We start from the raw sequence: 23,094 nt of genomic DNA, 5'->3' as shown, positions 1-23,094 counted from the left end.
TCGCCCCTTTTGTCCGCTGCTTCAATTGATGTTTCTTTGACTAGTGGCACATCAACCGCTTTCTCTGTCTCCAACATCGTCTACGAAGGCGACTACGATTTCTCCTTTGATGTCTACTACGACAATGGAATAGCACCCTCGTTGGTTTCTTCTGTTTATTTGGATGCGGACGGGCCTGATTCAATCGAGGTCTATTCGTTGCCTACTGAGAAGGTTCTGGTTGACGTTGACTCTTTGACGCCTGCTGCTGGCGGTCCCCAGCCTGTTTATGAGTATATCGATATCAACTCCGCGGGCCTGGATTTGGTCGTTACTGGTAGTGGTGATGTTAACAACAGTTCCAATGGCTGGGCTGTTGGAGGGAATCAAAACATTAATCCTGGAGAGTCTATTGTCTTTAGCTATTTCTCGGACTATGGACTTGTTGATCCGCCTACGTCAGAGTTTGTCACTGACTTCGAGTTTCAAACCTCTAAGTATACCGGCGGTATTTCCTCGACCAGGCTTGCCGTTGAGGTGTTCTATTCTGATGGATCTGTAGGCTTCTGGATTGTTTCTGGCCTTCTTGAGGGTGCCACAATCACTATTGGCGATACCGGTCTTGTTGCCATCAACCCTGATCCGGGTGACCCACCTCCCGTGATCGTGACAGGCGCAGGCCACACAGTGACTGACTACTCCCTCCTCTATAGAGAAGTGGATATTCAATACATCGGTCAAAAGGGCGGGCTCAATCTGACTAATGCAGCATTTAACTCTTATGAGCAGAATGCCGATGGTCTCTCCTTCGCTGTCAATATCGTGCCTATCGACTCTGATGGTGACACTGCTACAGAGACCCTAACGGTTGTCCTGGAAGGCACCGATGGTACGTCCGACGAGCTGGACGTCTCCGTTGGCCCTGTTGTTCTTGACCTCAACCGAGATTCGACGGTTGAGTATCTGCATCTTGAGTCCAGCGCTGAACCTTACTCCTTAGGCATCTTCCAGTTAGCTGCTTGGCTTACCCCAGCAGACGGCCTTCTCGTTTACGACTACAACGCAGATGGCTTAATCGCAGAGCCCAAGGAATTTGTCTTCACGATGTGGGGTGATGATCCTGCTGTCCTGAGTGATATGCAGGCTCTTGCCGCTTACTTCGACAGCACTGGTGACGGCTTCTTGGATGCCAGTGATGATGCCTGGGAGTATTTCGGTGTTTGGCAGGACCTGAACATCGACGGTATTCAGCAAGAGGGCGAGTTCTACGGCCTTGATCACTGGGGCATCGAATCCATTGCCCTGGAGTACGACGCCGATAGCGCTTCCTATGCAGCCGCCGATGGCGACGTTCAGGTTTATGGCCAGATGACTGTGACCTATGACGACGGCACCACAGGCCTGGCGGAGGACGTGGCCTTTGCTGTCGCTTCTGTTGATCGGGCCGAAATTGTGGTGGAGCCCATCGCGGTTGACTCGTCCGCGGTCAGCTCCGTCGAGGATTTGGTGAGCAGCTACCTCGAGAGTATGCACAGCGCCGGCGACCTCGACGGCAATGGGGACCTCTCGCAATCGGAATTTGCCAGTGGCCTTGACCTTGCGGTCAACGACTACCTCAACGCCAATGCTCTTTCCGCTGATGAGTACGGCGCGATCGAGCAGGAGGTCTTCAACTTGCTCGCTGAGCAGATCAACGATCTCGATCCCGATTCGCCTGTCGACATCCAGATTGATGATCAGGGCAATGCCGATGCTGCTGACCTGATCGCCGCCCTCGATCTGACCTTTGACGAACTCATGCCTCCTGATATGGCAGAGCCCTTCGATCCTGTTCCAGTTGCCAGTGAGTACGGCTGATTCCCGTTTATCTCGCCGCCAAATTCAGTTGCTTGACTTCCAGGCTGATTAAGAAGCGCTCGTGATATGGGGTTTCAAACCACCGTTCGAGTTCTTCATCGGTCAAACACAGTGTGGTCTGGGCTTCGATGCGAAGTAAGTCAGCCTGCGTCAGCTTGATCCCCAGCTTTCTTGCCATCTCGCAGATCGCTGCAGGGTTCTGGCACTGCTTCACCTCTTTTTGGAGCAGCGGATCATCCTTGAGGATGAATTTCAAACTCATGACGCCTGCAGAGCTCAAATTCGTTCCCCTATCCTTTCCACCCAACGTATTCACAAAAAAGGCTGGTGGAGGCCACCAGCCTTTGAGAGATCCGTTTGACGTTTGGATTACTCGGTGACGCCTTCGATGCGGTCCTCGATCTGCTGGTAGATCTCCTGGAGTTGCTCGATGTTCTCGTCGGAGGTCTCCCAGTAACCCCGGCCATTGACCTCCAGCAGGGTTCCGACGATGCGGCGGAAGCTGTGGGGGTTGAGATCCATCAGACGCTTGCGCATCTCCGGATCGTTGATGAAGGTCTCGTTGGCTTCCTCGTAGACGAAGTTGTCAACGGAACCACTGGTGGCACTCCAGCCCAGGGTGAAGTTGAGGCGCTTGGCCACCTCGCGCACGCCCTCGTAGCCGGAGTCGAGCATGCCCTCGTACCACTTGGGATTGAGCAGCTTCGTGCGCGAATCCAGGCGGATCGTCTCGCTCAAGGAGCGGACCTGGGCATTGGCGGTGGTGGTGTCGGCGATGTAGCTCGAGGGAGCCTTGCCGTCGTCCCGCAGGCCTTGGATCAGCTTGGTGGGGTCACTATCGAAGTAGTGGCTGACATCGGTCAGGGAGATCTCCGCTGAATCCAGATTCTGGAAGGTGACATCGGCGGTCTTCATGACCGACTCGAACACCTCACGCTTCTGGTTCATCTCGCCGGGGTTATCGGCGTTGAAGGCGAAGGTCTTACGGGAGAGGTACATCTCCTGCAGCTCGTTCTCCTCTTCCCAGGTGCTGTTCTCCACCGCCAGGTTGACGTTGGAGCTGTAGCTGCCGCTGGCGTTCGAGAACACCCGGGTGGCCGCATCCCGCAGGGAGATGCCTTCTTTTTCCGCTTGCTCCTGGGCGTGCTTGCGCACGAAGTTCATCTCCAGGGGCTCATCGGCCTCGGCGGCCATCTTCACGCCCTGGTCGATCAAGGCCATTTGGTTGATGAACAGGTCGCGGAAGACGCCACTGCAGTTCACCACCACATCGACGCGGGGACGGCCCAGGTCTTCCAGCGGAATCAGCTCCAGCTTGTTCACCCGGCCCAGGGAATCGGGCACAGGACGGGCACCAATGAACCAAAGGATCTGGGCCAGGGACTCGCCGTAGGTCTTGATGTTGTCGGTGCCCCAGAGCACGCAGGCGATCGTTTCGGGCCAGGTGCCCTGCTCTTCCTTCTGGCGCTCGATCAGGCGATCCACCACCACCTTGGCTGCCGCGACGGCTGCCCGGGTGGGAATGGCCTGGGGGTCGAGGGCGTGCAGGTTCTTGCCGCTGGGCAGCACATTGGGGTTGCGGATCGGATCGCCGCCGGGTCCTGGCAGGACGTACTCGCCGTCGAGGGCCTTCAGCAGGCTCTCCATTTCAAGGTCGGCGCAGACCTGCTCGAGGCAGAACTGCAGGTACTTGAACAGGGTCTCGAGTTCGGCCTGGTCCACGTCGGGGAATCCGGCGCTGCGGCAGGCACTCAGCCAAGGGCTGGGGAGCTTGAAGCCGAATTGCTCCAGCAGGTTGAAGAACCAGTCGAAGTTGCGGCGCAGGGTGACTCGCCCGTCGCTGCCGGTCACGGCCTTGACCATGGCGCCGATGGCGGCACGGGAGGTCTCGGTGATGACGCGGTTGAGCTCCACATCGGCGAGCACACCGTCGTCGTTGCCCTGGTAGACCTCGGCGATCGTGCGGCCCTTGCTCTCGGCCAGCAGGCCAGGCAGGGAGCGAATGCCCTCTTCCTCGCGCTCCAGTGCAGCGATGTTCACCAAGGTGGCGATCGCCTCTTCGGCGGTGGGGGGCTTGCCGATGGTGTGCAGACCGCAGGGCAGCAGACGGCTCTCGATCTCCATCAGCTGGCGGTAGACCGCGCCAACCACGCCATCGCGTCCGTCGAGGTCCAGCTCAGAGGCATCGACCTCGGGCAGCTCGACGTCCTTGTCGAGGTTGCACTGACGGGCGGTCTCGACAACGGCGTTGACGATTTGGATACCCCGGGAGCTTTCGCGCAGCTGCTGGTAGGAGCCCACCAGCTCACCCAGCTCCTTGAGGCCCTTGTAGAGGCCGGCGTTCTCCGCAGGGGGGGTCAGGTAGGAGATGGTCTCGGCGTAGCCGCGCCGTTTGGCGATGGTGGCTTCCGAGGGGTTGTTGGCGGCGTAGTAGTAGAGGTTCGGCAGGGCGCCGATCAGCGAGTCGGGGTAACAGGTCTCGCTCATGCCCATCTGCTTACCGGGCATGAACTCCAGGGAGCCGTGGGTGCCGAAGTGCAGGACGGCGTCGGCGCCCCAGACCTTCTCGAGATAGGTGTAGTAAGCGGCAAAGCCGTGGTGGGGGCTGGCGCTACGGGAGTAGAGCAGCCGCATCGGATCACCCTCGTAGCCAAAGGTGGGCTGAACGCCGACAAAGACGTTGCCGAAGTGGCGACCAAAGATCAGCAGGTTGGTGCCGTCGCTGTTGAGGTTGCCGGGGGGCTTGCCCCAGTTCTCCTCCAGCCGTTCGGAATAGGGGGTGAGGCGCTCGTACTCCTCGACGCTCATGCGGTGGGCGATGGCCAGCTCCGGTGCACCCTCGAGGGCCTCGGGGTCCTGGAGCACCGCTTCCATCAACTCCTTGGAGGTGCGGGGCAGGCCACTGACGTCGTAGCCCTTCGCGCGCATCTCCTCCATCACGCGGTGGATGGAGCCGAAGACATCGAGGTAGGCCGCCGTACCGACGTTGCCCTTGTCGGGGGGGAAGCTGAAGACGGTGATCGCCAGCTTCTTCTCAGGGCGCGGCTTGACCCGCAGGGAAGCCCAACGGATGGCCCGCTCAGCGATGGCATCCACCCGGTCCTGCAGGGTGTGGGCCTTGCCGGTGGCGTCGTCGCGGCCGGAGAGCACGATCGGCTCGATCGCGCCATCGAGTTCGGGGATGGCGATCTGCAGGGCCACCTGAACCGGGTGCAGACCCAGGTCGCTCTCTTCCCACTCCTGGGTGGTTTGGAACACCAAAGGCAGCGCCACCATGTAGGGGCGATTGAGCTTCTTGAGCACCTCAATGGCCTTGGGGTGGTCCTGACGGGCCGGGCCGCCCACCAGGGCGAAACCAGTCAGGGAGACCACGCCGTCCACCAGGGGCTGGTCGGGGTTCAGCGGGTCATAGAAGAAGGCGTTGACCGGTTTGGTGAAGTCCAGGCCGCCGCAGAAGACGGGGATGACCGTCGCGCCGCGGTACTCCATCTCCTGGATGACCGCCACGTAGTGGGCTTCATCACCGGTGACGATGTGGCTGCGTTGCAGCACCAGGCCAATGACCGGGCCCTTGCGCGCTTTCTCGCTCAGGTCCTGGCGGCTGGCATTCCAGTTGAGGTACTCCTTGAGGTCCTCGAACATCGAGGGGGCCAGGGGGTGCCAGATCCCCAGATCGGGGAAGACCTCGGGGTCGGCCACCTGGATCTCGGGGCGGTTGTCGCTGCTGCGGGGGAAGACGTACTTGTCCGCCAGCATCAACAGGAAGTTCCGGAGATTGTCCGGGGTTCCGCCCAGCCAGTACTGGAAGCTGAGCATGAAGGAGCGGGCGTCCTGGGCCTTCTCCACCGGCAGGTACTTCAACACCGTCGGGAGGGTGTTGAGCAGCTTCAACATCGCGTCCTGGAAGCCAGCGCCGCCGGCCTCCTTGCGCTTTTTCATGAAGCCGGCGATGGCCGACTTGCTCTGGCCAAGCTGGGCCATGGAGAAGCTGCCCAGCTTGTTCAGGCGCATCACCTCCGGCATGGAGGGGAAGACCACAGCCGCCTTGAGGCGGTCGCGGTGCGGTGCGACGGCATCGACGACCTTCTGGGCCAGATCCTCAATGAAGATCAGCGAGGCGATGAAAACGTCGGCTTCAGCGATGTCCGCGCAGAAGTCCGCATAGTTCTGGGGATCGCGCAGCTCTTCAATCAAGTAGCCGCTGAGATCAACCGCCAGGGGACCGTTCTGGTCGTTCAGGGAGGTGGCGGCCTGGGTCAGCGCGTTTTGGTACTGCGGCTCCAGCACCACGTAGACGGCCTTCATCACGGCACGGCCGTTCACCTCCGCAGGGCTGACGCGGCGGGAGGCGGAGCGGACCTGCGTGAACATTCGCGCTGATTGAGCAATGTGAAGAAGCCTACGAAGGAGTGCGCTGTCTGCGCGAGGGTTCTTCCCTCCTGTAACAGGAGTTTCGGGGGGTTCTCTGGACTCTGCGACTCGTGTTAAGGGGCGACATAGGCTCGGGCGATTGTCTTGCGCTCCCCCATGACCCAGGCTGCCGCCAGCAAGCCCATCTCCGTTGTGGTGGCCGGCGCCTTGGGCCGGATGGGAGCGGAGGTGATCAAGACCGTCGTGGCGGCGCCCGACTGCCAATTGGTGGGTGCGGTGGACACCACCCCAGGCAAGGAAGGGGCCGATGTGGGTCTGGAGCTCGGCCTCGGTGAACTGGAGGTCGCGATCACCTCTGATTTCGAAGGAACCCTCTGCCAAGCCAGTCAGGCCGTCCGCAATGACGGGCCGGGTCAGGGGGCGGTTTTGGTGGATTTCACGCACCCTTCGGTGGTTTACGAGCACACCCGTGCCGCCATCGCCTACGGCGTCCATCCCGTGATTGGCACCACGGGCCTCAGCCCTGAGCAGCTGGGCGAGCTGGCCCAATTCGCCGCCAAGGCCTCCGTCGGCGGTGCCGTCATCCCCAACTTTTCTGTGGGCATGGTGCTGCTGCAGCAGGCCGCAGCCGCGGCAGCCCGCTTCTATGACTTTGCGGAGCTCACCGAGCTGCACCACAACCGCAAGGCTGATGCACCGAGCGGCACCTGCATCAAAACCGCCGAGCTCATGGAGGAGCTCGGCAAGAGCTTCAACCCGCTTCAGGTGGAGGAGCACGAAACCTTGGCCGGATGCCGTGGCGGCCAGCGGGAGAGTGGCCTGCGGCTGCACTCCATCCGTCTACCCGGCCTGGTGGCCCATCAAGAGGTGATGTTTGGCGCGCCCGGCGAGACCTATACGTTGCGCCACGACACGATCGATCGGTCGGCCTACATGCCCGGCGTCCTGCTGACGGCCCGCAAGGTCCGGCAGCTCGATGGCCTGGTTTACGGGCTGGAGCGCTTGCTCTAATCCCTCCAGCAGCAGACACTGTCGGCATGCTCATCCCGCTTCGCTCCGGTGAGCTGCCGCGTCTGATCCCCGCGGTGGCCACTGGCCCTCAGTTCAACTTCTGCAGTGGCAGTCCCCAGAAGCTGCTGCAGCGGGTCTTTATCTCGGTGATCGGCGGGGTGATCAGCCTGTTGATCAGCCAAGGAGTGGCCATCAACAGCCAGGCCTCACCGATCCTGCTGTTGGTGGGGTTCATCTTCCTTCTCTATGTGCTGTGGGGGCCGATCGTTGAGGCCAGCCGCAAGAACGCGACGCTCCGCCGCTACCCAGCTGCCGCCATCTTCGAGGGGGAGGTGGCTGACCTGTACACCAAGGAATTGGTGGAGGGCCGCCAGGAGACCACCGACAAGCAAGGGCGCCTGGAAACCGTTGAGAACCGCCGCACCTGGCTCTGCCTGGAGCTGGAGGACGAGGACGGTTACCTCGGCAGCATCCGCTTCCCCTACGACAAAAAGCACAAGCAGATTCGCCGTGGCGCTGTCGTTCGTTGTCTGGTGCTGAGTGAGCGCAAGGACTTTTCTCGGGTGGGTGCCCTCAGTGATGCCTGGCTGCCCCAGCTGAAGCTTTGGGTTGGTGAGTACCCCTTTCTGCTGCGTCCGGCCTTTGAGGAGCTCTGCCTGATGCGCCTGCGCTGAGGCCAGGCAAACGGGGGCTTGTTACATCGCGCAATATTGCGTTACAGTTCTGTTACGTCCAGATGAGAAGCGCAATGACCCAGACCAATCCTTCCGCCCCCGCAGTGATCCGCGGCGCCACCGTGACCGAAGAGGACGGCGGTCGTCTGAACGCCTTCGCCACCGAGCCCCGCATGGAAGTGGTGGACGTCGAGAGCGGCTGGGGTTTCCACGACCGCGCCGAGAAGCTGAACGGCCGTATGGCCATGCTCGGCTTTATCGCCCTGCTGGCCACTGAGATTGCCCTCGGTGGTGAGTCCTTCACCCACGGTCTGCTGGGTCTGGGCTGATCGCTCCCTAATTCATCTCAACGAGGCCGCAGCACAGAATCGTGCTGCGGTTTTTTTGTGCCGTTTCTTCCGTGCCCCAGCGCAGCGCCACATCGCCCCTAACCCTGCGCGCTCGGGTGAATGGCGCCGGTCCGACCGGGACGCTGAGCGCCTTGGCCCTGGCGGATGCGGGCTGGCAGGTGGAGCTCTGCGATCCCCTCACAGCTGCGGCATTGCGGGAACGCAACCGGGCCTACGCCCTGACCCATTCCAGCCAGAGCTTGTTGCAACGGCTTGGACTGTGGGATGCCTTGCTGCCGGCCCTGGCGCCCTTTCGCCGCCTGGAACTCTGTGATCGGGCCACGCACCTGCAGGTTCCCTTCACAGCAGCTGATCTCCCTTGGCTTGGGGGCGATCAGCCCGTGGGCTGGATCCTGCAGCACCAAGATTTGATGGGAGTGCTGCTGGAGGCGGTGCAGCACCAGGCGTCGATCCACTCGCGCCTTGGGCTGACTCCGGTGCCCTCTCCCCTGGGGGTGGATTTGGTGGTGGCGGCCGATGGCCATCGCTCCCTCACCCGCCAGGCTGCTGGCATCAGCCAATGGGCCCTGCCCTATCGACAGGGCTGTCTGACGGTGCAGGTGCGTCTGCGCGGCTCCGCCCCAGATCAGGCCTGGGAGCTGTTTCGCCCGGAGGGGCCCTTTGCGGTTCTTCCCTTGGGCGGAGACGCGTTCCAGCTGGTTTGGAGTGCGCCGCTTTCGCGTCTGCGCCAGCTGGAGCAGCTCGATGCGGTTGCCTTCCTCGATGCCCTCAGCGGCGCCCTGCCGGAGGAGCTGCAGGCCGAGGTGCTGCTGGATCAACCCCGGGCCTTCCCCGTTGCTCTGGAGCTGGCCTGGCCCTTGGCCCGCCGCGGCACGGTTGCCATCGGTGAGGTGGCCCATCGCTGCCACCCGGTCGGCGGACAGGGCCTGAACCTCTGCTGGCGCGATGTCGATCAGCTCCATCGCTTGGCCCGCCGCTGCGCCACGGGCCGTCTGCGGCCGAGCGCCCTTCCTGGGGCCTACGGGCGTTCCCGCGTCCTCGACATCGCCCTGGTGCTGCTCGCCACCGATGCCCTGGTGCGCCTGTTCTCCAATCGGTTTGCTCCGCTGCTGCCCGTGCGCCGTCTGGCGCTTCTGGCCCTCGGCCGCTTTGGCTGGATGCGTCAGCTCAGCCTGCGGGCGATGAGCGAAGGACCTTGCCGCCTCTGGCGGACCTGATCAGGATGGCGGCATGGTGATCTGCACCTCGCCACAACCCGCCCCCCATCCGGAGCTGCTGCGCTTTCTGCGCAACAGCCTGGGCTTAAGCGAGAACGCCCTGGGGCTGGGGCTGAAGCAGTCGCAACTGGAGCAGGCTCCCCTGCCGGTGGTGCTCTGGCGCTTTGGCTTGATCAGCCTGGAGCAGCTCGATCAGGTCCTGCAGTGGCAGGACCTGCATCTGTAGCTCCTCAGTAGACGATCAGGGAGTCCACGGGCACTCCTGAGGGGAGTTTGCGTTGACCGACCACCGAGGTCGGCCAGTTCCACCACAAAGGAGAAACCCACCAGCTGACCGCCCACCTGTTGAACCAGTTCAGCGCAGGCCGCTGCAGTGCCGCCGGTGGCCAGCAGGTCATCCACGATCAGCACCCGGGGGTTGTTCTCAAAACCATCGGGGACGATCTCGAGGCGGTCCGTGCCGTACTCGAGGCTGTAGTCGACGCCGATGACCTGACCGGGCAACTTGCCGGGTTTGCGAACCGGGCTGAAGCCAATGGTCTTGGCGGTGGCCAGGGCGGTGCCGACGATGAAGCCGCGGGATTCGATGCCAACAATCAAATCGGGCTGAAGCCGGTCGCAGACCTCACCGAGCTGGCGCATGACTTCCTGCCAGGCGTCCGGCTGGCGCATCAGCGGGATGATGTCGCGAAAGAGGATCCCGGGCTGGGGAAAGTCGGGAATCTCTCGGACCAGTTGACGCAGATTGATGCTGCCCATGGTCGACGAATCAGCGCCAGTGCTGGCAGTATCGCAGCCATGGCCCAAGCCCCTGCGAGCGTGCAAACCCCGTTGTCCCGCCGCGGCATTGAGCGCCTCGATTTGATGCTCCTCTGCGCCGAGGCGCTGGATCTCAATGGCGGTGAGGCGATGGTCTGGCTGAGTGAGGAGATGGGTTTCACGGACCTCTTCCCCAACCGCGTTGAGCTCTGGAAACGCCGCTGCACCAATCCACTGCGACGCAACACCCGCCGGGCCTCGCTGAAGCCCGAGGAGACGGATGCCTTGATTCGCATCCTCACCGCCCTCTCCGAGCGGCTCTACCCGATGCTGCGGACCCTGCTCTCCTCCGCTGAGCCGCCGGATCTGAATGCCCAGCGTTGGGATCTCTTTCGCTCCCGCCTGAGGGAGCTGGTGCTGGAGCGCCTGAACCCGCGGCGGGGCGGGGTCCAGCGCCTGCTCGATCCCCAGGAGGGTCCTGCCTTGAGCCGTGAATTGGTGCAATCCATGGCGCTCTGCGCTGGGGAGGGCGGTTTTGAGCGCCTGCGGGCGAGCCTTCTTGATGCGGCTGTTTGATCACTGAGATGAAACTCACCACGCGCTACGAACAGACCAGCTGCCGCCTGATCGTTGAGGGCTTGCCGGATCTCTCCGCTGGCCAGGACTCCAGCACCATTGGCATCCTCACCGGCTTCACGATGGGCCTGGCGGGCCAGACCGAACTGGAGGGCAAGCGCGAGCACCTGCAGGCGTTGCTCACGGCTGTGATTCCCTACGCCCGCCATCTCCTCAGTGGCGTCCCCAAGGCCTTCGGGGAAGCAGACGCCCCAGTGGCGATTGCTCCAGGCGATGGCTGCCACCAGCTGGAGTTGCGCAGCAGCCAGCCCAACACGCCGCCCTTGACCCTGCGGTTGGATGACGCTGAGCTCGCGGACCTGGTGCGCTGCCTCGATCAGCTCCGTTTGGATGCCCGTTTGGCGCTTCCGTTTGAAGCTCCCCCCTTGGTGCCCCTGGCTCGCAAGGAGTTGCGCCACCGCCAACCCCTACTGCGGCGCATTGCGGCTCCGCTGGCCGGTGTTGCGGCTTTCGCGATCAGCGCCGCCCTGATCGCCATGCTGCCGACGCCGAAGCCCGCCCCGCAGACTGCCCCCGAGCTGGCACCGCCGGCCAAGGGCGGTTGACGTCCATTTGAATCACCCCACACTTGCAGTACTGCGATGAGCGCATTGAGCTGGTCGGAATTGCGTCGTCGTGTCACCCGGCTGGGCGCCAGCCTGGATGTGGTGGTTCGCAGCGATCCGGAAGTGTGTGGTCTCAGTGGTCCTGACTTCCACATCTCTTTGCATCACGGCGGCCAGGGGGATTGCACGGTGGGCGACCTGAGCCTGGTGGATTGCCCCAATGAGTTGGTCTTGATCGAATTTGAGCGCTGGATGCGCGGGGCTGGACACCAGTTGGAGTCATGACACGGCAACGGCGTTTGCGGGTGGTGGCAAGCCGAGCGGGCGCTGCAGAGCGTCAGCGTCCGGTGTTCCGCAAACGCAAGGGCAAGCGCCGTCCGCGGCTGATCCTGGAGGCGCTCTTGATGATGGCCGGCGGGGTCGGCCTGCTGGTGCTGTTGCTCCAGTTGCCGCAGCTGATTGATCTCGACAGCCTGCTGCTCGTGAGCACGGCCCTGGCCCATCTGATTGGCGGCCTCTCTCAGTTGTTGATGGGGGTGCTTCAACTGTTGGGGGTGCTGCTGTTGGGCGGGTTGGCTCTGCTGGCTCTGTTGTGTTTGCTGGGTGGACTGGTGCGCTTCGTGCGGGCGGTGGTGGCTCCGGCTCAACGCCGTTAGGCGTTGTTCTCCGGCTCCGTTCTCTTCATCCTGTGGAGACCGCTCCGATCGGTTGGCCCCGATGAAGACCTCCCGTGTTTGGCCCTTGGCTCTGCTGCTGCTGGGGGCCCTGAGTCCGCAGGCCGCGCAGTCCTGTAGCCGTGTGCTCTCCAACAGCAACGGTCAGGCCGTGGTTGTGGGGCGGACGATGGATCTCTACCTCGACGACCAGGCGGCTCTGGTGCTGCGGCCCCGTGGTCTGGAGGCTGGTGGATTGGTCAGCGCTTCGGTGGCCAACGCCAAGCGCTGGCGGGTGAAGCACGGCAGCGTCGGGGTGATGAGTGTCGGCACGGTGCTTGCCGATGGCCTGAATGAACGGGGGCTCAACGTCAATCTCCTCTACCTCTCGGGTAGCGATTACGGCTCGCCCAGCAGCGGCAAGCCCGTTATCTCCAATCTGCGGATGGCGGAATTCGTGCTGGATCAGTTCGCCACCGTCGAGGAGGCGATCGCGGGGTTAGCCCAGGTTCAGGTCGTCTCGGACCGCATTCTTGATCGCGATTGGGGGCTGCATCTCTCCTTGGCTGACCGCAGCGGGCGTTCGGCTGTGGTGGAGTTCATCGCTGGGCGAATGGTGGTCCATCAGGGCAACCAGACGCGGGTGATGACCAATGAGCCGCCGCTGGCCTGGCAGTTGAACAATCTCAAGCGTTACCGCCCGTTCGGCGGGGACCTTCCCTTGCCTGGTGATGTCGATCCCGCCTCCCGCTTTGTGCGTGCTTCGACCTTCCTGAGCACCCTGCCGAAGGCCAGCTCCGCCGCGGAGGCGGAGGGCAACCTCTACGGCGTGATGAAAAACGTCGCTGTTCCGGCGGGGGCTGAGGACTACTCCGGCGGTCAGGCGGAGGACAGCTGGGTGACGCTCTGGACGGTCATCGCCAACCTCGATGAAGGCAGTTACGCCTTCCAGTTGGCCCGAAACCCCTATCCGATCTGGGTGGAACTCAAGCGTTTGAACTTCGGCGGCGGCGGAGCCATGCGCCGCCTCGACGTGCAGTCCCCCGAACTCACGGGTGATGTCTCCGAACGTCTGAACCGGTCCTGACTCAACCGCCGTGCAGTTGCTGGAACCAGAAGCCAGCTAGCTGCCAGCTGGAGTACAGGAAGATCCCCAGGAACAACCAATTCAGCCAGGCTGGACGCTTGTCGTTTTCAAACACAGGTGCTGTCCGCTCGCTGGGGCATCATCGCCCCTGAAACCATTGCAGCACCACTCCTTGGGCCGCCGGACCGGGAACAGTGATGACCGCCAGGGTTTCGGCTCCGCGTTGGTAGTCGTAGCGGCAAAAGCCCTGGCCAGTCCCTGAGCAGGCACTCAGGCTTTTGAGCCGGTTGCCAGCGAGCTGCCGGTCCATCGGTTCTGGCGCGAGTCCACGCAGCGGCGTCCAGCCATTGCGTTGCAAGCTGCTGTCGGCCTGCTCGATGGGTTGCTGCGGGATGAGGCCAAGCTCCTGGGCCGCGCTGGCTCCACCGATCCCACTGAGCAAGGTCAGCAGGATCAGCAGTCGGCTGGCGGAGGGAACAGCTGCCATGGCAGCGGCCGAGGTGAAGGTCTACCTCGATTAGAGCAATGCTCAGGCAGGAACGGAACTGCGCTGTTCACGCACCTGATCGTGCAGCGCCTCCAGTTGGGCGTGGACCGAGCGCAGTTGCTCGCGAATGGCCTCGGTGTTCTCCAACTTGCTCAAGGTCAAGAGCATGGTTTCGATCTGATCCTTGCTGTTGATCAGGACGCGGCATTCGCTGGTGCCAGGTTCGTAGCGCACGGGAGAGTGTTCGCTGGAACACCATCGAAGCGAGCCTGGCCGCTCAGAAGTGTGCCCGATGTTGCGGTTTCGGCGGTTGTCACGGCCTTGGCCTCTGTTGGCCCCCGTGACTGAAATCTTGAGATTGTCTGATCTCACTTGCACGGCCTCATGACGGCGGCAAGATGCGAGTTTTCTCTCGTTGGGCAGCCAGGAAGAGCGAGTCCTTCAGGCTGGTTGGAAAAGCGGAGGGGGTGGGATTCGAACCCACGGAAGCTTTCACTTCGCTGGTTTTCAAGACCAGAGCCATCAACCACTCGACCACCCCTCCAGGGACGACCTTGGGTCCTCCTCATTGTTCCATGGCCCCGCCCAACTCGCTGATCTCAGGAATGAGATAGCCGAGACGGATTGGCATGGTTGGTTTAGAGCGCGGCGACCGAGAGGTCGTCTGATCCATGGCCGTTCTGTCCACCAACCTGCTGGCCGTGCGCACCCGTGAGCTGGCCGACATGATTGAGACCCTGCCGGTCAGTCTCAGCCCGGATCACCAGTACGAGCGTTGCTGCGAGTTGCTTGAGCAGGTCGCCGTCGCCCTGGACCTGCTGTCGGCTGCGACTCCTGGCTGAGGGGCTCAGGCCTCGAAGCCGAAGCTTTGGCGCTGCCTGGGGTTCAGCAATTGTTTGGTGACGTGTTTTTGGGCGTGCATCATCTCGGCCATCTGCTTGGCGAGGTGCTTGAGCAGCTCGAGGTCGTCCATCGCATCGATCGAGCGCTTGATCCGCTCGAGTTCGAAGTTGGATTCCAGGGACAGAGAAGTGGGGGCTGTCACGCGGATCAAACTGTGTGAACGAATGTTAAGTAGCGCAGTGGCTTGCTGTGGCTGCCACAAAAAAGCCGCCCCCCAGCAGGAGGCGGCTCTAGGCGCTGGTGAGCGCCTAGTTCTCAGGTTTGGCCAGCGGCAGCAGGCACTTATCGGAGTCGCAGCCCGCGGGACCGGCCTCCATCAGTTCGCCACCGTCGTAGCGCTGCAGGGCTTCGAAGAAGTCGTTGGTGCTGCGGCGGCTGACCACGGCGGCCTGGAGTTCTTCGTAGGTGTCCTGGTTGATCGGCTCAAAGGGCAGACGCGGGAAGGTGGCGTTGGCGTCGAAGCGGGCCAGCAGCGCGGCTGAGATGTAGCCCTGGCCGTTGTCGATCGCGGCGTGGATCGCATCGGTTAGCGGTTCGATCTCGTTCTCGCGGAACTCCACCGTCGCTGAGGTGTTGTGGGCGGTGTAGTGCTGCTGCACCTGCATGTAGAAGTCGAACTGGGCCATGGCCGAGAAGTTGTTGATCTCGACGGCATCGGCGCCGGGGATGTTCGCCCAGCTCACCTCGGTGGGGATTTCCACCAGCCATTCGGTGCAGCGGGGATCGAAGGCGTCATCGAGCAGGCGACCCTCTTCGTCCTTGTCGGACTGGGACGGAACGATCGAGTAGCCGTAGTCCATGCAGGCCAGGGCGACCGGGTCGTTCTTGCGGAAGGTGATCCGGCGGATGAAGCGCTGGGCCTTGGGGGGGTGCCAGCCGGGGGAGGCACCGGTGAGCAGGCTCTTGGTGCCGGCGGGCTGGACCGTGGTGCAGCGGTTGGGACGGCGCAGGCCGTGGCGATCGCAGTAGTCCCAAACGGCCTTGTTGACGATCTCTTTCCAACGGCTGAGGTACTCCGCTTCCTTGGCCTTGAAGGCCCGGCCTTCCTCGCTGTCCGGGCGACCGGCTTCCCACCAGGTCAGCCAGGGGGTGCCGAAGGCATGCACGAAGAAGTCGAACAGGCCGGTGAAGCTCACGCCAACGATCGGATCCCAGGCGCGGCTTTGGCGGTAGCGCTCCACCTCAAAGCGGTGGTTGAGCAGGCAGGCCACGGCCAGGCCGCCGGCGGTGAAGGCTTCTTCCTGGGCCACCAGATCGTCGGGGTCGATCCGGTTGAGGTGAATCTCAGCGAGGTTGCAGTGGAAGTCGGCGCCCAGGATCTCGCCGCAGGGGTTCAGGCCGTAGCGCCCCAGGCGATGCTCGAGCTCTTCGGCGCTGATCTCGGGGTGGTTGGTGGTCAGCCAGCGGGCGGCCTCTTCCCGGCCTTGATCGCAGTAGACGTCGATGAACTCCTTGCGCAGCTCAGGGGTGGAGAGCAGGTCGGCGTTGGAGCGGGCGATGGCCTCAGGGGCGAACTGAATCGCACCTTCGCCGGAGTGGAACTGCTTGGTCACCGCCTCAAGAACGGTCTGGCGGTCCGGCCGGGTGTGGAAGACCCGGGTGTGGTTCGCCATGCGCAGGGCATCGCGCTCGGGGTCGATGCGCCAGTTGCCATCGCTGTCCTGCTGCCAGAGGTTGTCCTTGGCGTTTGAGGCGGCGCTGTCATCAGCGCTGAACTGGCGCATGCCGGCGCTGCGGCGGATGTTGCCCGCGACGATGGTGACCGCGGCCTCGTCAATCAGCAGGCAGCACTCGACCGAGGTGAGTCGACGGCCCTGGGCCTTGTTCAGGATTTGGGCAACGCGGCCGTAGAGGTCCTTGAGCTTGACGGGGTTGGCCATGCCGCCGAAGCCCTTCAGGGTTTCGCCGACGGGCCGCACGTCGGAGAGGTCAACGCTGACTTCGATCGGGGTGTTGGCATCGAAGCGCTCGTCGCTGCAGAGCTCGAGCAGGAGCTGATAGCTGTCGACCCAACCGCGTCGGGTGTCACCAACCTTGACCTGAACGGTCTGACCGTTGATCTGGTGGGTCGTGTTGTCTTGGCGCTGGCCGGCCGGTGTGACACCGATGTCGCTGACGCCCGTCACCTTGATGGTGTTGCGGACGGCGGGGAGGCGATCAATCAGGTGGGGCTCAATGATGGCGCCGGTGCCGCAGCCCATCATCGCCAGGTCCATCATCAGACCGAAGGCTTCCCAATCCACCAGGTTGGTGGAGGTGCAGTTGTAGGAACCGGAGAAGTTGTTCTCCTGTTCAATCCAGGGAGTACCGCCGATCCACAGCCAGCGTCCGGAAGGCAGAGCTTTTTGCTCCTGCTGCATCCGGCGCAGCAGGGCGACTTCCTGATCATTGAGGTTGCCGAGTTTGCGCAGGCCAGAGAGGTTGCGCTCGGCTACTTCGTTCCAGCTCTCGCGGCCGCTCGGTGTTTTGCGGCTGTAGGTCCGGTAGAAGACGGGGTTGGCCGCCGGCGCAGTGGCCGGAAAGTCAGGTCTGGGGCTGTTCAGGGCGCTGGTGCTGCTTGCCGCACTGGCTCCAGGAACTGACACGGTCACGGGCGTCGATCTCTAAGCGTGCCGGCACCCTAACGCCACTGGTGGGGTCTGCAAGCAGCCGTTGCCACCAGTGGCGGTGCATCCCCCTCTGTGCCGTTCTGTGGCCTTTGTGGGACAGGGATGTGGCAAATCTGGAATTTTCGCCAGATTGCAGATTCCAGTCCCCGTTGGCCTGATGCGCTGCCGCCGCTCCCCCTGGTGGATGACCCTGGTGATCGGGGTGCTTGTGGTGCTCCAGTCCTGGTTGCCGGCCCAGGCCGTCACCGGTAGGACCCGGGCGCTGCTGTTTGAGCCCAACGCCCGGCTGATTCCGATTGAGCAGCAACCCTTTTATGGGGAGCTGGTCCGAGATGCCGGCTCCTGGTCTGATGTGGTGCTCGGTCAGGTCGTGGGCAGCAGTCCAAGGGCGACCCTGCTCAATTTCTATGCGGTCATGGCCGAGGTGGGGGACCGCGCCGACCGCCTTGGTCGCTACAGCGCTCTGGTGGAGGCACGCCGCGATGGGGAGGACCGGCAGGAGCAGATCGATGACACCAACCTGCTGTTTGATCTGGCGGTGAGGGCCCTGGATGCCTCCGTCTTCCCCCAAAGCGTGCGGGGTGGCATGGCGGATGAGGCCGCCATCCAGCTGAAGCATGTTCTGGATTACGTCTTCACCCACAGCGTTGAACCCATCTCCATTCCGGACTCCGCAGGAATGAAGGCGCTGAACGATCAGCGGACCAAGCCGGTGGATGCCTGGCGCATCCCAGGTACGGCGATCACGTTGACCTCAGATCTTGTTGGCGATCCTGAGAACAACCTCTACGTCTTTTCCGCCGACACGGTGAGACAAATCCACGCGATGTACGAGGAGATCAGGGACTATCCCCCGATTCAGCAGCCGTTTGCGACACCTCATTTTTATCACGACTTTATTCTGACTCCCGGTTACTTGGTGCCACCGGATTGGTATCTCCGTTTCCCCAGGTCTTGGCGCTCCGTTTTTGAAATCCCTGTTCTTGACCAAACGCTCTTTCAGGTCGTTTGTGCCATTGCTGTCATCAGCATTTATCTCCTGGCCGCAGGCTGGTTAATACGCCTTCTGGTCGATAGCTATCGCGATCGTCCCCTGGGTGATTCCCTCCCCGCAAAGCCAGGGCCCTGGGTTCAAGACGGAATTGCTTGGCGCCGATTCTTCTTCATTCTGCCGGTGCTGCCGTTGACACGCCTGGCTGAATATCTAATTGACGATGAAGTTAACTTCACGGGATTACCGCTCGTTGTTGTCACCTATGCCTTCTATGTGATCTGGTTTGTCACCGCGGGATTGGTGGTCTTTTTGTTCTTTGAGGCGCTCGGACGAACCGGCTCGGAATTCTTGACCCGGGTGCGCGGCTCCGGTTCGGAGTGGCGGCTGCAGCGGGTCTCCAGTTTCTTGATGCCCCTCTGCCGGGCACTGGGTGGCTTAATCGCGGTAGCCATCTTCTATCGACTGTTGATCCTGCTGGGCTTGCCGGCCAGCACGGTGCTGGCCTTCTCGGCTGTTCCCGGTCTGGCGATTGGTTTGGGCGCTTCCAAGTTGCTCGGCAACCTGTTTGCTGGTCTTTCAATTCAGACCGACCGGCCCCTGCGGGTCGGTGAGTTCTGCCGGGTTGGCGACAGCCTTGGCTACATCACCAAGATCGGTTTGCGCTCGCTTGAGCTGCAAACCCTCGAGAGCCGGGTCACGATTCCGAACTCCATCGCCGATGAGGCGACCATCGTCAACTACTCCAGGAGGAGTCATCGGCCGGATCGCCGGCCGATGCAATCGCTGGAGCTGCGGTTGGATCTCGATGGGGCTTTCTCTCCGTATCAACTCGAGGAGGTCCTGCATCAAACCCGTCGCTCCCTTGAGGCGCGCCAGGACCTGCATCAGCCCTTGGTCACCCTGGAGCGCAGTGCAGATGGTGCGGCCCAGGCCCTGGTGGTGGTGGCCATGGTCGAGCTGCATGGCTGGCCCGCCTACCTGCGCCTGCGGGATCAGTTGTTGGTTCAGCTGGAGGAACTGATCGAGCGGGCTCAGTTGTCGGAGATTGCCCTGGGGATTGCCTATGGCACGACGCCTGAGCAACTCCAACGGGTTCCGGCGTTAATGCAGAAGGCTGTCGAGGTGGATTCTGAACTGCGCTTCCTGGCCTGCCGGCTGGAGCGCATTGCCGCCTTCAGCTACGACCACGTTCTGGAGTTCAGCTCCCTCCACAGCGAGCACGATGCTTTCGAGGACAGCCTTCATGAGCTGAACCGCAGGATTATCGAAACCCTGGCGGCCGAGGGGATTGAGATCCCCTTCCCGACCCAAACCCTGATGCTCAACCCTTCCGATGCAGCGCACCCCTGAACCGGAATTGATGGATGCCCCCGAGCAGGCATCCGCCTACGCCGCTGCGGATTTCAGTGCTGGGGATCAGGCCCTGATCGAGCGGATCCAGGCGTTGTTCCCAAGCGGTCTGGGCCCGCGCGTTCTGGATCTGGGTTGCGGTCCGGGCAACATCAGCTTCCGCCTGGCCCGAGCGGATTCCGCGGCGGAGGTGATCGGTCTGGATGGGGCTCCGGCGATGCTCCAGCTCGCGCAGCAGAGTCTGGAGAAGGAGCCGGCTCTCGCCAAGCGGCTCTCGTTTGTTTGTCTCTGTCTGCCTTCGCTGGCCCTGCCCAAGGGCTGCAGTGGCTTGGTGAGCAACAGCCTGCTCCATCATCTGCACGACCCGCTGGTGCTCTGGCAGGCCATTGCCCAGGCCGCTGCCCCGGGTGCACGGGTCTATGTCAAGGATCTGCGGCGCCCCCCCAGTCCGGAGGCCGCAGAGCAGTTGCGTCAGCGCTACCTCGCCGATGCCCCGGCGGTGCTGCAGCACGACTACCTGGCGTCCCTGCATGCGGCCTTCACCGCCGCTGAGGTGGAGCAGCAACTGCACCGCTGCGGCCTGGACCAGCTGCAGGTGGCGGAGGTGGACGACCGTTACCTCGAGATCTGGGGGCAACTGCCGTGAGCTCACCTGTCAGGCTGGCGCCATGACCAGCAGCAGCGTGAGCACCACCCCCGAGCTCGAGGCCCTGGCGGAGGCCGTCTCTCGCCGCCGCAACTTCGCGATTATTTCCCACCCCGACGCGGGTAAGACCACCCTGACCGAGAAGTTGCTCCTTTACGGGGGTGCGATTCAACAGGCCGGTGCCGTGAAGGCCAAGGGGGAGCAGCGCAAGGTCACCTCCGACTGGATGGAGCTGGAGAAACAGCGGGGAATCTCGATCACCTCAACCGTGCTGCAGTTCGACTACAGCGGCAGCACGATCAACCTGCTGGATACCCCCGGCCACCAGGACTTCTCGGAAGACACCTACCGGACCCTGGCCGCTGCGGACAACGCGGTGATGTTGGAGGACGCGGCCAAGGGCCTCGAGCCCCAGACCCGCAAGTTGTTTGAGGTCTGCCGGATGCGTCGCATCCCGATCTTCACCTTCATCAACAAGATGGATCGCCCGGGCCGTGAGCCCCTGGAGCTGCTGGATGAGATCGAGCAGGATCTCGGCCTGGCCTGTTGGCCAGTGAATTGGCCGATTGGCAGTGGCGACCGCTTCCGGGGCGTGATCGATCGCCGCAGCAAGGAGGTGATCCTGTTTCAGCGGGCCGAGCGGGGCCGGGCCTCAGAAGAAAAGGTCCTCAGCGTCGATGAGGCCCGCGGCACTGGCGCGGTGGAAGACGAGCTGCTCGATGCGGCCCTGGAGGAACTGGAGCTGCTGGAGGCCGCTGGCAACGAACTGGATTTGGAGTTGGTCCATGCCGGCGAGCTCAGCCCTGTCTTCTTTGGCTCGGCCATGACCAACTTCGGGGTGCGTCCCTTCCTGGATGCCTTCCTGGAGCTGGCCCAAAAACCCACCCCCCGCTCCAGCAGCGCCGGTGAGATTGAACCGGTGCGCCCCGGGTTCAGCGGTTTCGTCTTCAAATTGCAGGCCAACATGGACCCCCGCCACCGCGACCGGGTCGCTTTTGTGCGGGTCTGCAGCGGCAAGTTTGAGAAGGACATGACGGTGCAGCACGCCCGCACCGGCAAGGCCATCCGTTTGTCCCGTCCCCAAAAACTGTTTGGACAGGACCGGGCTGTGGTGGAGGACGCCTACCCCGGTGACGTCATTGGTCTGAACAACCCGGGGATGTTCGCCATTGGCGACACCCTGTACCTCGGCTCCAAGGTCGAATACGAGGGGATTCCCTGCTTCAGCCCGGAGATCTTTGCCTGGCTGCGCAACCCCAACCCCTCGGCCTTCAAGAGCTTCCGCAAGGGGGTCAACGAGCTGCGGGAGGAGGGTGCCGTGCAGATCCTCTACGACACGGACCAGAGCAAGCGTGATCCGATCCTGGCGGCGGTGGGACAACTCCAGCTGGAGGTGGTGCAGTACCGCCTGGAGAACGAGTACGGCGTGCAGACCCGCCTCGAGCCCCTGGGTTTCTCGGTGGCCCGCTGGGTCGTGGGCGGCTGGGCCGAGCTGGAGAAGGTCGGGCGGATCTTCAACTGCAAAACCGTCCGCGATGCCTGGGATCGTCCGGTGCTGCTGTTCAAGAACGACTGGAACCTCAACCAATTGGCGGAGGATCACCCGGACCTGGAACTCAGCGCCGTCGCGCCCGTGGTGAGCGGTGTGGAGCCCATTGCGCTGTAGCCCCTCTGCAGGGCTCGCGGTTGCTTGTGCGGGAGCGCCAGAATCAGCTGCAACGAAATATCACAGGCTGATTGGCTGATGCCTGGTTCTCTTTGGCTGGTTCGCCCCAGGACCGATGGGGGCAACGATTACGTCAATTTCGTCCGTGGCGGCATGGGCATTGAGATGAGAGAGGGAAGTCACCTGCCGCCGCAGATGCCCCTGCTGAAACGTCGCTGCTGGCTTGAGCTCGATGAGGCGGCACGCCAGCGCATCCTGCTGCTGCGCCAGCAAGGGTTCCAGTCCAGCGAGCCCCTGTTCTGACTACGCTCAGGAATGCAATCCTGCGGCGCGCGGTGGCATGAACCAGGGTCCTGATTCCTCCTCGACCGGTTCCCAGCCCAGTCCCTACGAGCGCCTGGGCATCGAGACCGGTGCGGGCTTTGAGGCGGTGCAGGCCGCCAAGCAGGCCAGGCTCGATGAGGTGGGTGAGAACCCCCAGGCCCGCGCCCAGATCGAGGCGGCCTACGACGCCGTACTGATGGATCGCCTGAAAGAGCGGCAGCAGGGCAAGGTCAGCACTGCAGCCCTCAACGCTTCGGCCCGCGAGGCCAAGGCACCTCCCTCGGCATCACCCGCGCGGCCATCTCTGCCATCCCTGCCGAAACTTGCGGCCCTGCCCAAGCCGTCCCTGCCGAAGCCTTCGCTGCCTGCGCTGGAGTTGGCCGAGGGTCAGCAGCGTTGGCTGCCCGTTGGTGGCTTCGCCCTGCTGACCCTGTTGCTGCTGCTCGCGCCAGCCTCCTCGGCCGAGCTGGTGCTGGCCCTTTCCACGTTGTTCAGCGTTGTGCTGCTGCAGCGACGCAGTCGGCGCCTGCTCCAGGCCGTCGGCTTCAGCATCCTGCTGCTGAGCCTGGGTCTGGGCATCGGTGCCCTACTGCTTCAAGTGCTGGATCCGAGCTTGCCCCTCGGTCTTCCGCTCGATGCCCATCAGGTCCAGAGCCTGCCGGCCCTGCTGCTGCTGCTCCTGGGCGCCCTGCTGATCGCCTAGAGCTGCTTGCTGCCGGCCTGGTTCCAGCTGTGGCAACGCAGGGTTCGGGCCGCTCCCCAGGGGATCGTGATGGCCCAGAAGCGGCAACAGCCGCTCTGGTTGGAGCTGTTCAGCGCAAAGTGACTGCAGTTCAGGCAGTGGGGAAACCAGGTCATCACCAGGGCCTGCAGCGCTTCCCCGTTACAGCTCCGGCTGGGGCCCGATGGTGATCACCCCAGGACACTTTTTCAGCCGTTAGGCGGCAGGCGAAAGCTCGTCGATCAGCTCCTGCAG

General features: G+C 62.9%; 24 protein-coding genes, 1 tRNA gene and 1 pseudogene. 17 read left to right on the top strand and 9 right to left on the bottom strand.

Annotated elements, in window-relative coordinates; translation table 11 throughout:
* Positions 1-1,836, top strand: a 1,836-nt coding sequence (locus tag QZ186_RS09220; protein WP_296416542.1) for a hypothetical protein, incomplete at its 5' end; no start/stop codon positions are given.
* 7 nt (positions 1,837-1,843) lie between these two features.
* On the opposite strand, the gene QZ186_RS09215 is transcribed toward QZ186_RS09220, so the two are convergent.
* A complete protein-coding gene (locus QZ186_RS09215) occupies positions 1,844-2,116 on the bottom strand; it encodes a Nif11-like leader peptide family natural product precursor (RefSeq protein ID WP_247478829.1) in 273 nt (90 codons plus the stop codon).
* 89 nt (positions 2,117-2,205) lie between these two features.
* Positions 2,206-6,207 carry a magnesium chelatase subunit H gene (locus QZ186_RS09210; protein WP_247478820.1) on the bottom strand — a complete coding sequence of 1,334 codons (4,002 nt, stop codon included), beginning with the start codon at positions 6,205-6,207 and terminating at the stop codon, positions 2,206-2,208.
* A gap of 156 nt (positions 6,208-6,363) precedes the next feature.
* Here QZ186_RS09210 and dapB point away from each other — a divergent pair, with 156 nt between their 5' ends.
* The 5 genes from dapB to QZ186_RS09185 all read left to right on the top strand — a co-directional run bounded on the left by dapB (position 6,364) and on the right by QZ186_RS09185 (position 9,685).
* The gene (gene dapB, locus QZ186_RS09205; protein WP_296416541.1) at positions 6,364-7,218 is read left to right on the top strand and encodes a 4-hydroxy-tetrahydrodipicolinate reductase; all 855 of its coding nucleotides are present in this window, start codon (positions 6,364-6,366) and stop codon (positions 7,216-7,218) included.
* Positions 7,219-7,244: 26 nt separating this feature from the next.
* Positions 7,245-7,892, top strand: a complete 648-nt coding sequence (locus QZ186_RS09200) for a hypothetical protein (protein WP_296416540.1) — start codon at positions 7,245-7,247, stop codon at positions 7,890-7,892.
* Between the two features lie 74 nt (positions 7,893-7,966).
* Positions 7,967-8,221, top strand: a complete 255-nt coding sequence (locus tag QZ186_RS09195; RefSeq protein WP_296416539.1) for a high light inducible protein — start codon at positions 7,967-7,969, stop codon at positions 8,219-8,221.
* A gap of 71 nt (positions 8,222-8,292) precedes the next feature.
* Entirely contained in the window at positions 8,293-9,459 is a 1,167-nt protein-coding gene (locus QZ186_RS09190; RefSeq protein WP_296416537.1) for an FAD-dependent monooxygenase, read from the top strand.
* A gap of 13 nt (positions 9,460-9,472) precedes the next feature.
* Complete coding sequence (locus QZ186_RS09185; RefSeq protein ID WP_010317567.1) at positions 9,473-9,685, top strand: DUF2949 domain-containing protein; 213 nt, start codon at positions 9,473-9,475, stop codon at positions 9,683-9,685.
* 4 nt (positions 9,686-9,689) lie between these two features.
* On the opposite strand, the pseudogene QZ186_RS09180 reads toward QZ186_RS09185, so the two are convergent.
* Positions 9,690-10,218: pseudogene (locus QZ186_RS09180) on the bottom strand (adenine phosphoribosyltransferase).
* Between the two features lie 39 nt (positions 10,219-10,257).
* On the opposite strand from QZ186_RS09180, the gene QZ186_RS09175 reads away from it, so the two are divergent.
* The 5 genes from QZ186_RS09175 (at position 10,258) to QZ186_RS09155 (ending at position 13,139) form a co-directional block, all read left to right on the top strand.
* Positions 10,258-10,794 (top strand): DUF3038 domain-containing protein, encoded by a 537-nt coding sequence (locus QZ186_RS09175; RefSeq protein ID WP_247478812.1) that lies wholly within the window; start codon positions 10,258-10,260, stop codon positions 10,792-10,794.
* A gap of 8 nt (positions 10,795-10,802) precedes the next feature.
* The gene (locus QZ186_RS09170) at positions 10,803-11,399 is read left to right on the top strand and encodes a DUF4335 domain-containing protein (RefSeq protein WP_247478810.1); all 597 of its coding nucleotides are present in this window, start codon (positions 10,803-10,805) and stop codon (positions 11,397-11,399) included.
* Positions 11,400-11,435: 36 nt separating this feature from the next.
* A complete protein-coding gene (locus tag QZ186_RS09165) occupies positions 11,436-11,684 on the top strand; it encodes a hypothetical protein (protein ID WP_247478808.1) in 249 nt (82 codons plus the stop codon).
* Entirely contained in the window at positions 11,681-12,055 is a 375-nt protein-coding gene (locus QZ186_RS09160) for a hypothetical protein (protein ID WP_296416536.1), read from the top strand. The genes QZ186_RS09165 and QZ186_RS09160 overlap by 4 nt, the downstream gene beginning before the upstream one ends.
* Before the next feature lie 61 nt (positions 12,056-12,116).
* Positions 12,117-13,139: a linear amide C-N hydrolase gene (locus QZ186_RS09155; protein WP_296416535.1), complete on the top strand. Its 1,023-nt coding sequence runs from the start codon at positions 12,117-12,119 to the stop codon at positions 13,137-13,139.
* Between the two features lie 139 nt (positions 13,140-13,278).
* Here the strand turns inward: QZ186_RS09155 and QZ186_RS09150 are convergent, their stop codons facing one another.
* The 3 genes from QZ186_RS09150 to QZ186_RS09140 form a co-directional block, all read right to left on the bottom strand.
* The gene (locus QZ186_RS09150; RefSeq protein ID WP_296416534.1) at positions 13,279-13,626 is read right to left on the bottom strand and encodes a hypothetical protein; all 348 of its coding nucleotides are present in this window, start codon (positions 13,624-13,626) and stop codon (positions 13,279-13,281) included.
* Between the two features lie 42 nt (positions 13,627-13,668).
* Positions 13,669-13,860, bottom strand: coding sequence for a hypothetical protein (locus QZ186_RS09145; RefSeq protein ID WP_010317549.1), 192 nt, complete (start codon positions 13,858-13,860; stop codon positions 13,669-13,671).
* A 225-nt stretch (positions 13,861-14,085) separates the two neighbouring features.
* Positions 14,086-14,170: transfer RNA gene (locus QZ186_RS09140), tRNA-Ser, on the bottom strand.
* Between the two features lie 127 nt (positions 14,171-14,297).
* Here QZ186_RS09140 and QZ186_RS09135 point away from each other — a divergent pair.
* On the top strand, positions 14,298-14,468 hold the full coding sequence (locus QZ186_RS09135) for a hypothetical protein (protein WP_010317547.1): 171 nt from the start codon (positions 14,298-14,300) through the stop codon (positions 14,466-14,468).
* Positions 14,469-14,473: 5 nt separating this feature from the next.
* On the opposite strand, the gene QZ186_RS09130 is transcribed toward QZ186_RS09135, so the two are convergent.
* The gene (locus QZ186_RS09130) at positions 14,474-14,671 is read right to left on the bottom strand and encodes a hypothetical protein (RefSeq protein WP_010317545.1); all 198 of its coding nucleotides are present in this window, start codon (positions 14,669-14,671) and stop codon (positions 14,474-14,476) included.
* A gap of 106 nt (positions 14,672-14,777) precedes the next feature.
* A complete protein-coding gene (gene nrdJ / locus QZ186_RS09125; protein ID WP_296416543.1) occupies positions 14,778-17,114 on the bottom strand; it encodes a ribonucleoside-triphosphate reductase, adenosylcobalamin-dependent in 2,337 nt (778 codons plus the stop codon).
* A gap of 181 nt (positions 17,115-17,295) precedes the next feature.
* Between nrdJ and QZ186_RS09120 the strand changes: the two genes are divergently transcribed.
* From QZ186_RS09120 to QZ186_RS09100, 5 genes are all read left to right on the top strand, one after another.
* Positions 17,296-19,482: a mechanosensitive ion channel domain-containing protein gene (locus QZ186_RS09120; RefSeq protein WP_296416533.1), complete on the top strand. Its 2,187-nt coding sequence runs from the start codon at positions 17,296-17,298 to the stop codon at positions 19,480-19,482.
* Positions 19,466-20,128, top strand: coding sequence for a class I SAM-dependent methyltransferase (locus QZ186_RS09115; protein WP_296416532.1), 663 nt, complete (start codon positions 19,466-19,468; stop codon positions 20,126-20,128). The genes QZ186_RS09120 and QZ186_RS09115 overlap by 17 nt, the downstream gene beginning before the upstream one ends.
* Positions 20,129-20,150: 22 nt before the next feature.
* Entirely contained in the window at positions 20,151-21,794 is a 1,644-nt protein-coding gene (locus QZ186_RS09110) for a peptide chain release factor 3 (RefSeq protein ID WP_247478799.1), read from the top strand.
* Positions 21,795-21,872: 78 nt separating this feature from the next.
* On the top strand, positions 21,873-22,097 hold the full coding sequence (locus tag QZ186_RS09105) for a hypothetical protein (RefSeq protein ID WP_247478797.1): 225 nt from the start codon (positions 21,873-21,875) through the stop codon (positions 22,095-22,097).
* A gap of 37 nt (positions 22,098-22,134) precedes the next feature.
* Complete coding sequence (locus QZ186_RS09100) at positions 22,135-22,821, top strand: CPP1-like family protein (protein WP_247478795.1); 687 nt, start codon at positions 22,135-22,137, stop codon at positions 22,819-22,821.
* Here QZ186_RS09100 and QZ186_RS09095 read toward each other — a convergent pair.
* Positions 22,818-22,976, bottom strand: coding sequence for a hypothetical protein (locus tag QZ186_RS09095; RefSeq protein ID WP_247478793.1), 159 nt, complete (start codon positions 22,974-22,976; stop codon positions 22,818-22,820). The two genes, QZ186_RS09100 and QZ186_RS09095, sit on opposite strands and share 4 nt — an antisense overlap.
* Positions 22,977-23,094 lie beyond the last annotated feature (118 nt).

This window comes from Vulcanococcus sp. DEBay_Sum29NL08_54, assembly GCF_017859255.1.
GTDB lineage: Bacteria > Cyanobacteriota > Cyanobacteriia > PCC-6307 > Cyanobiaceae > Vulcanococcus.
Note: the sequence above shows the minus strand (reverse complement) of the source record. Positions and strands in the feature narration are given on the sequence as shown.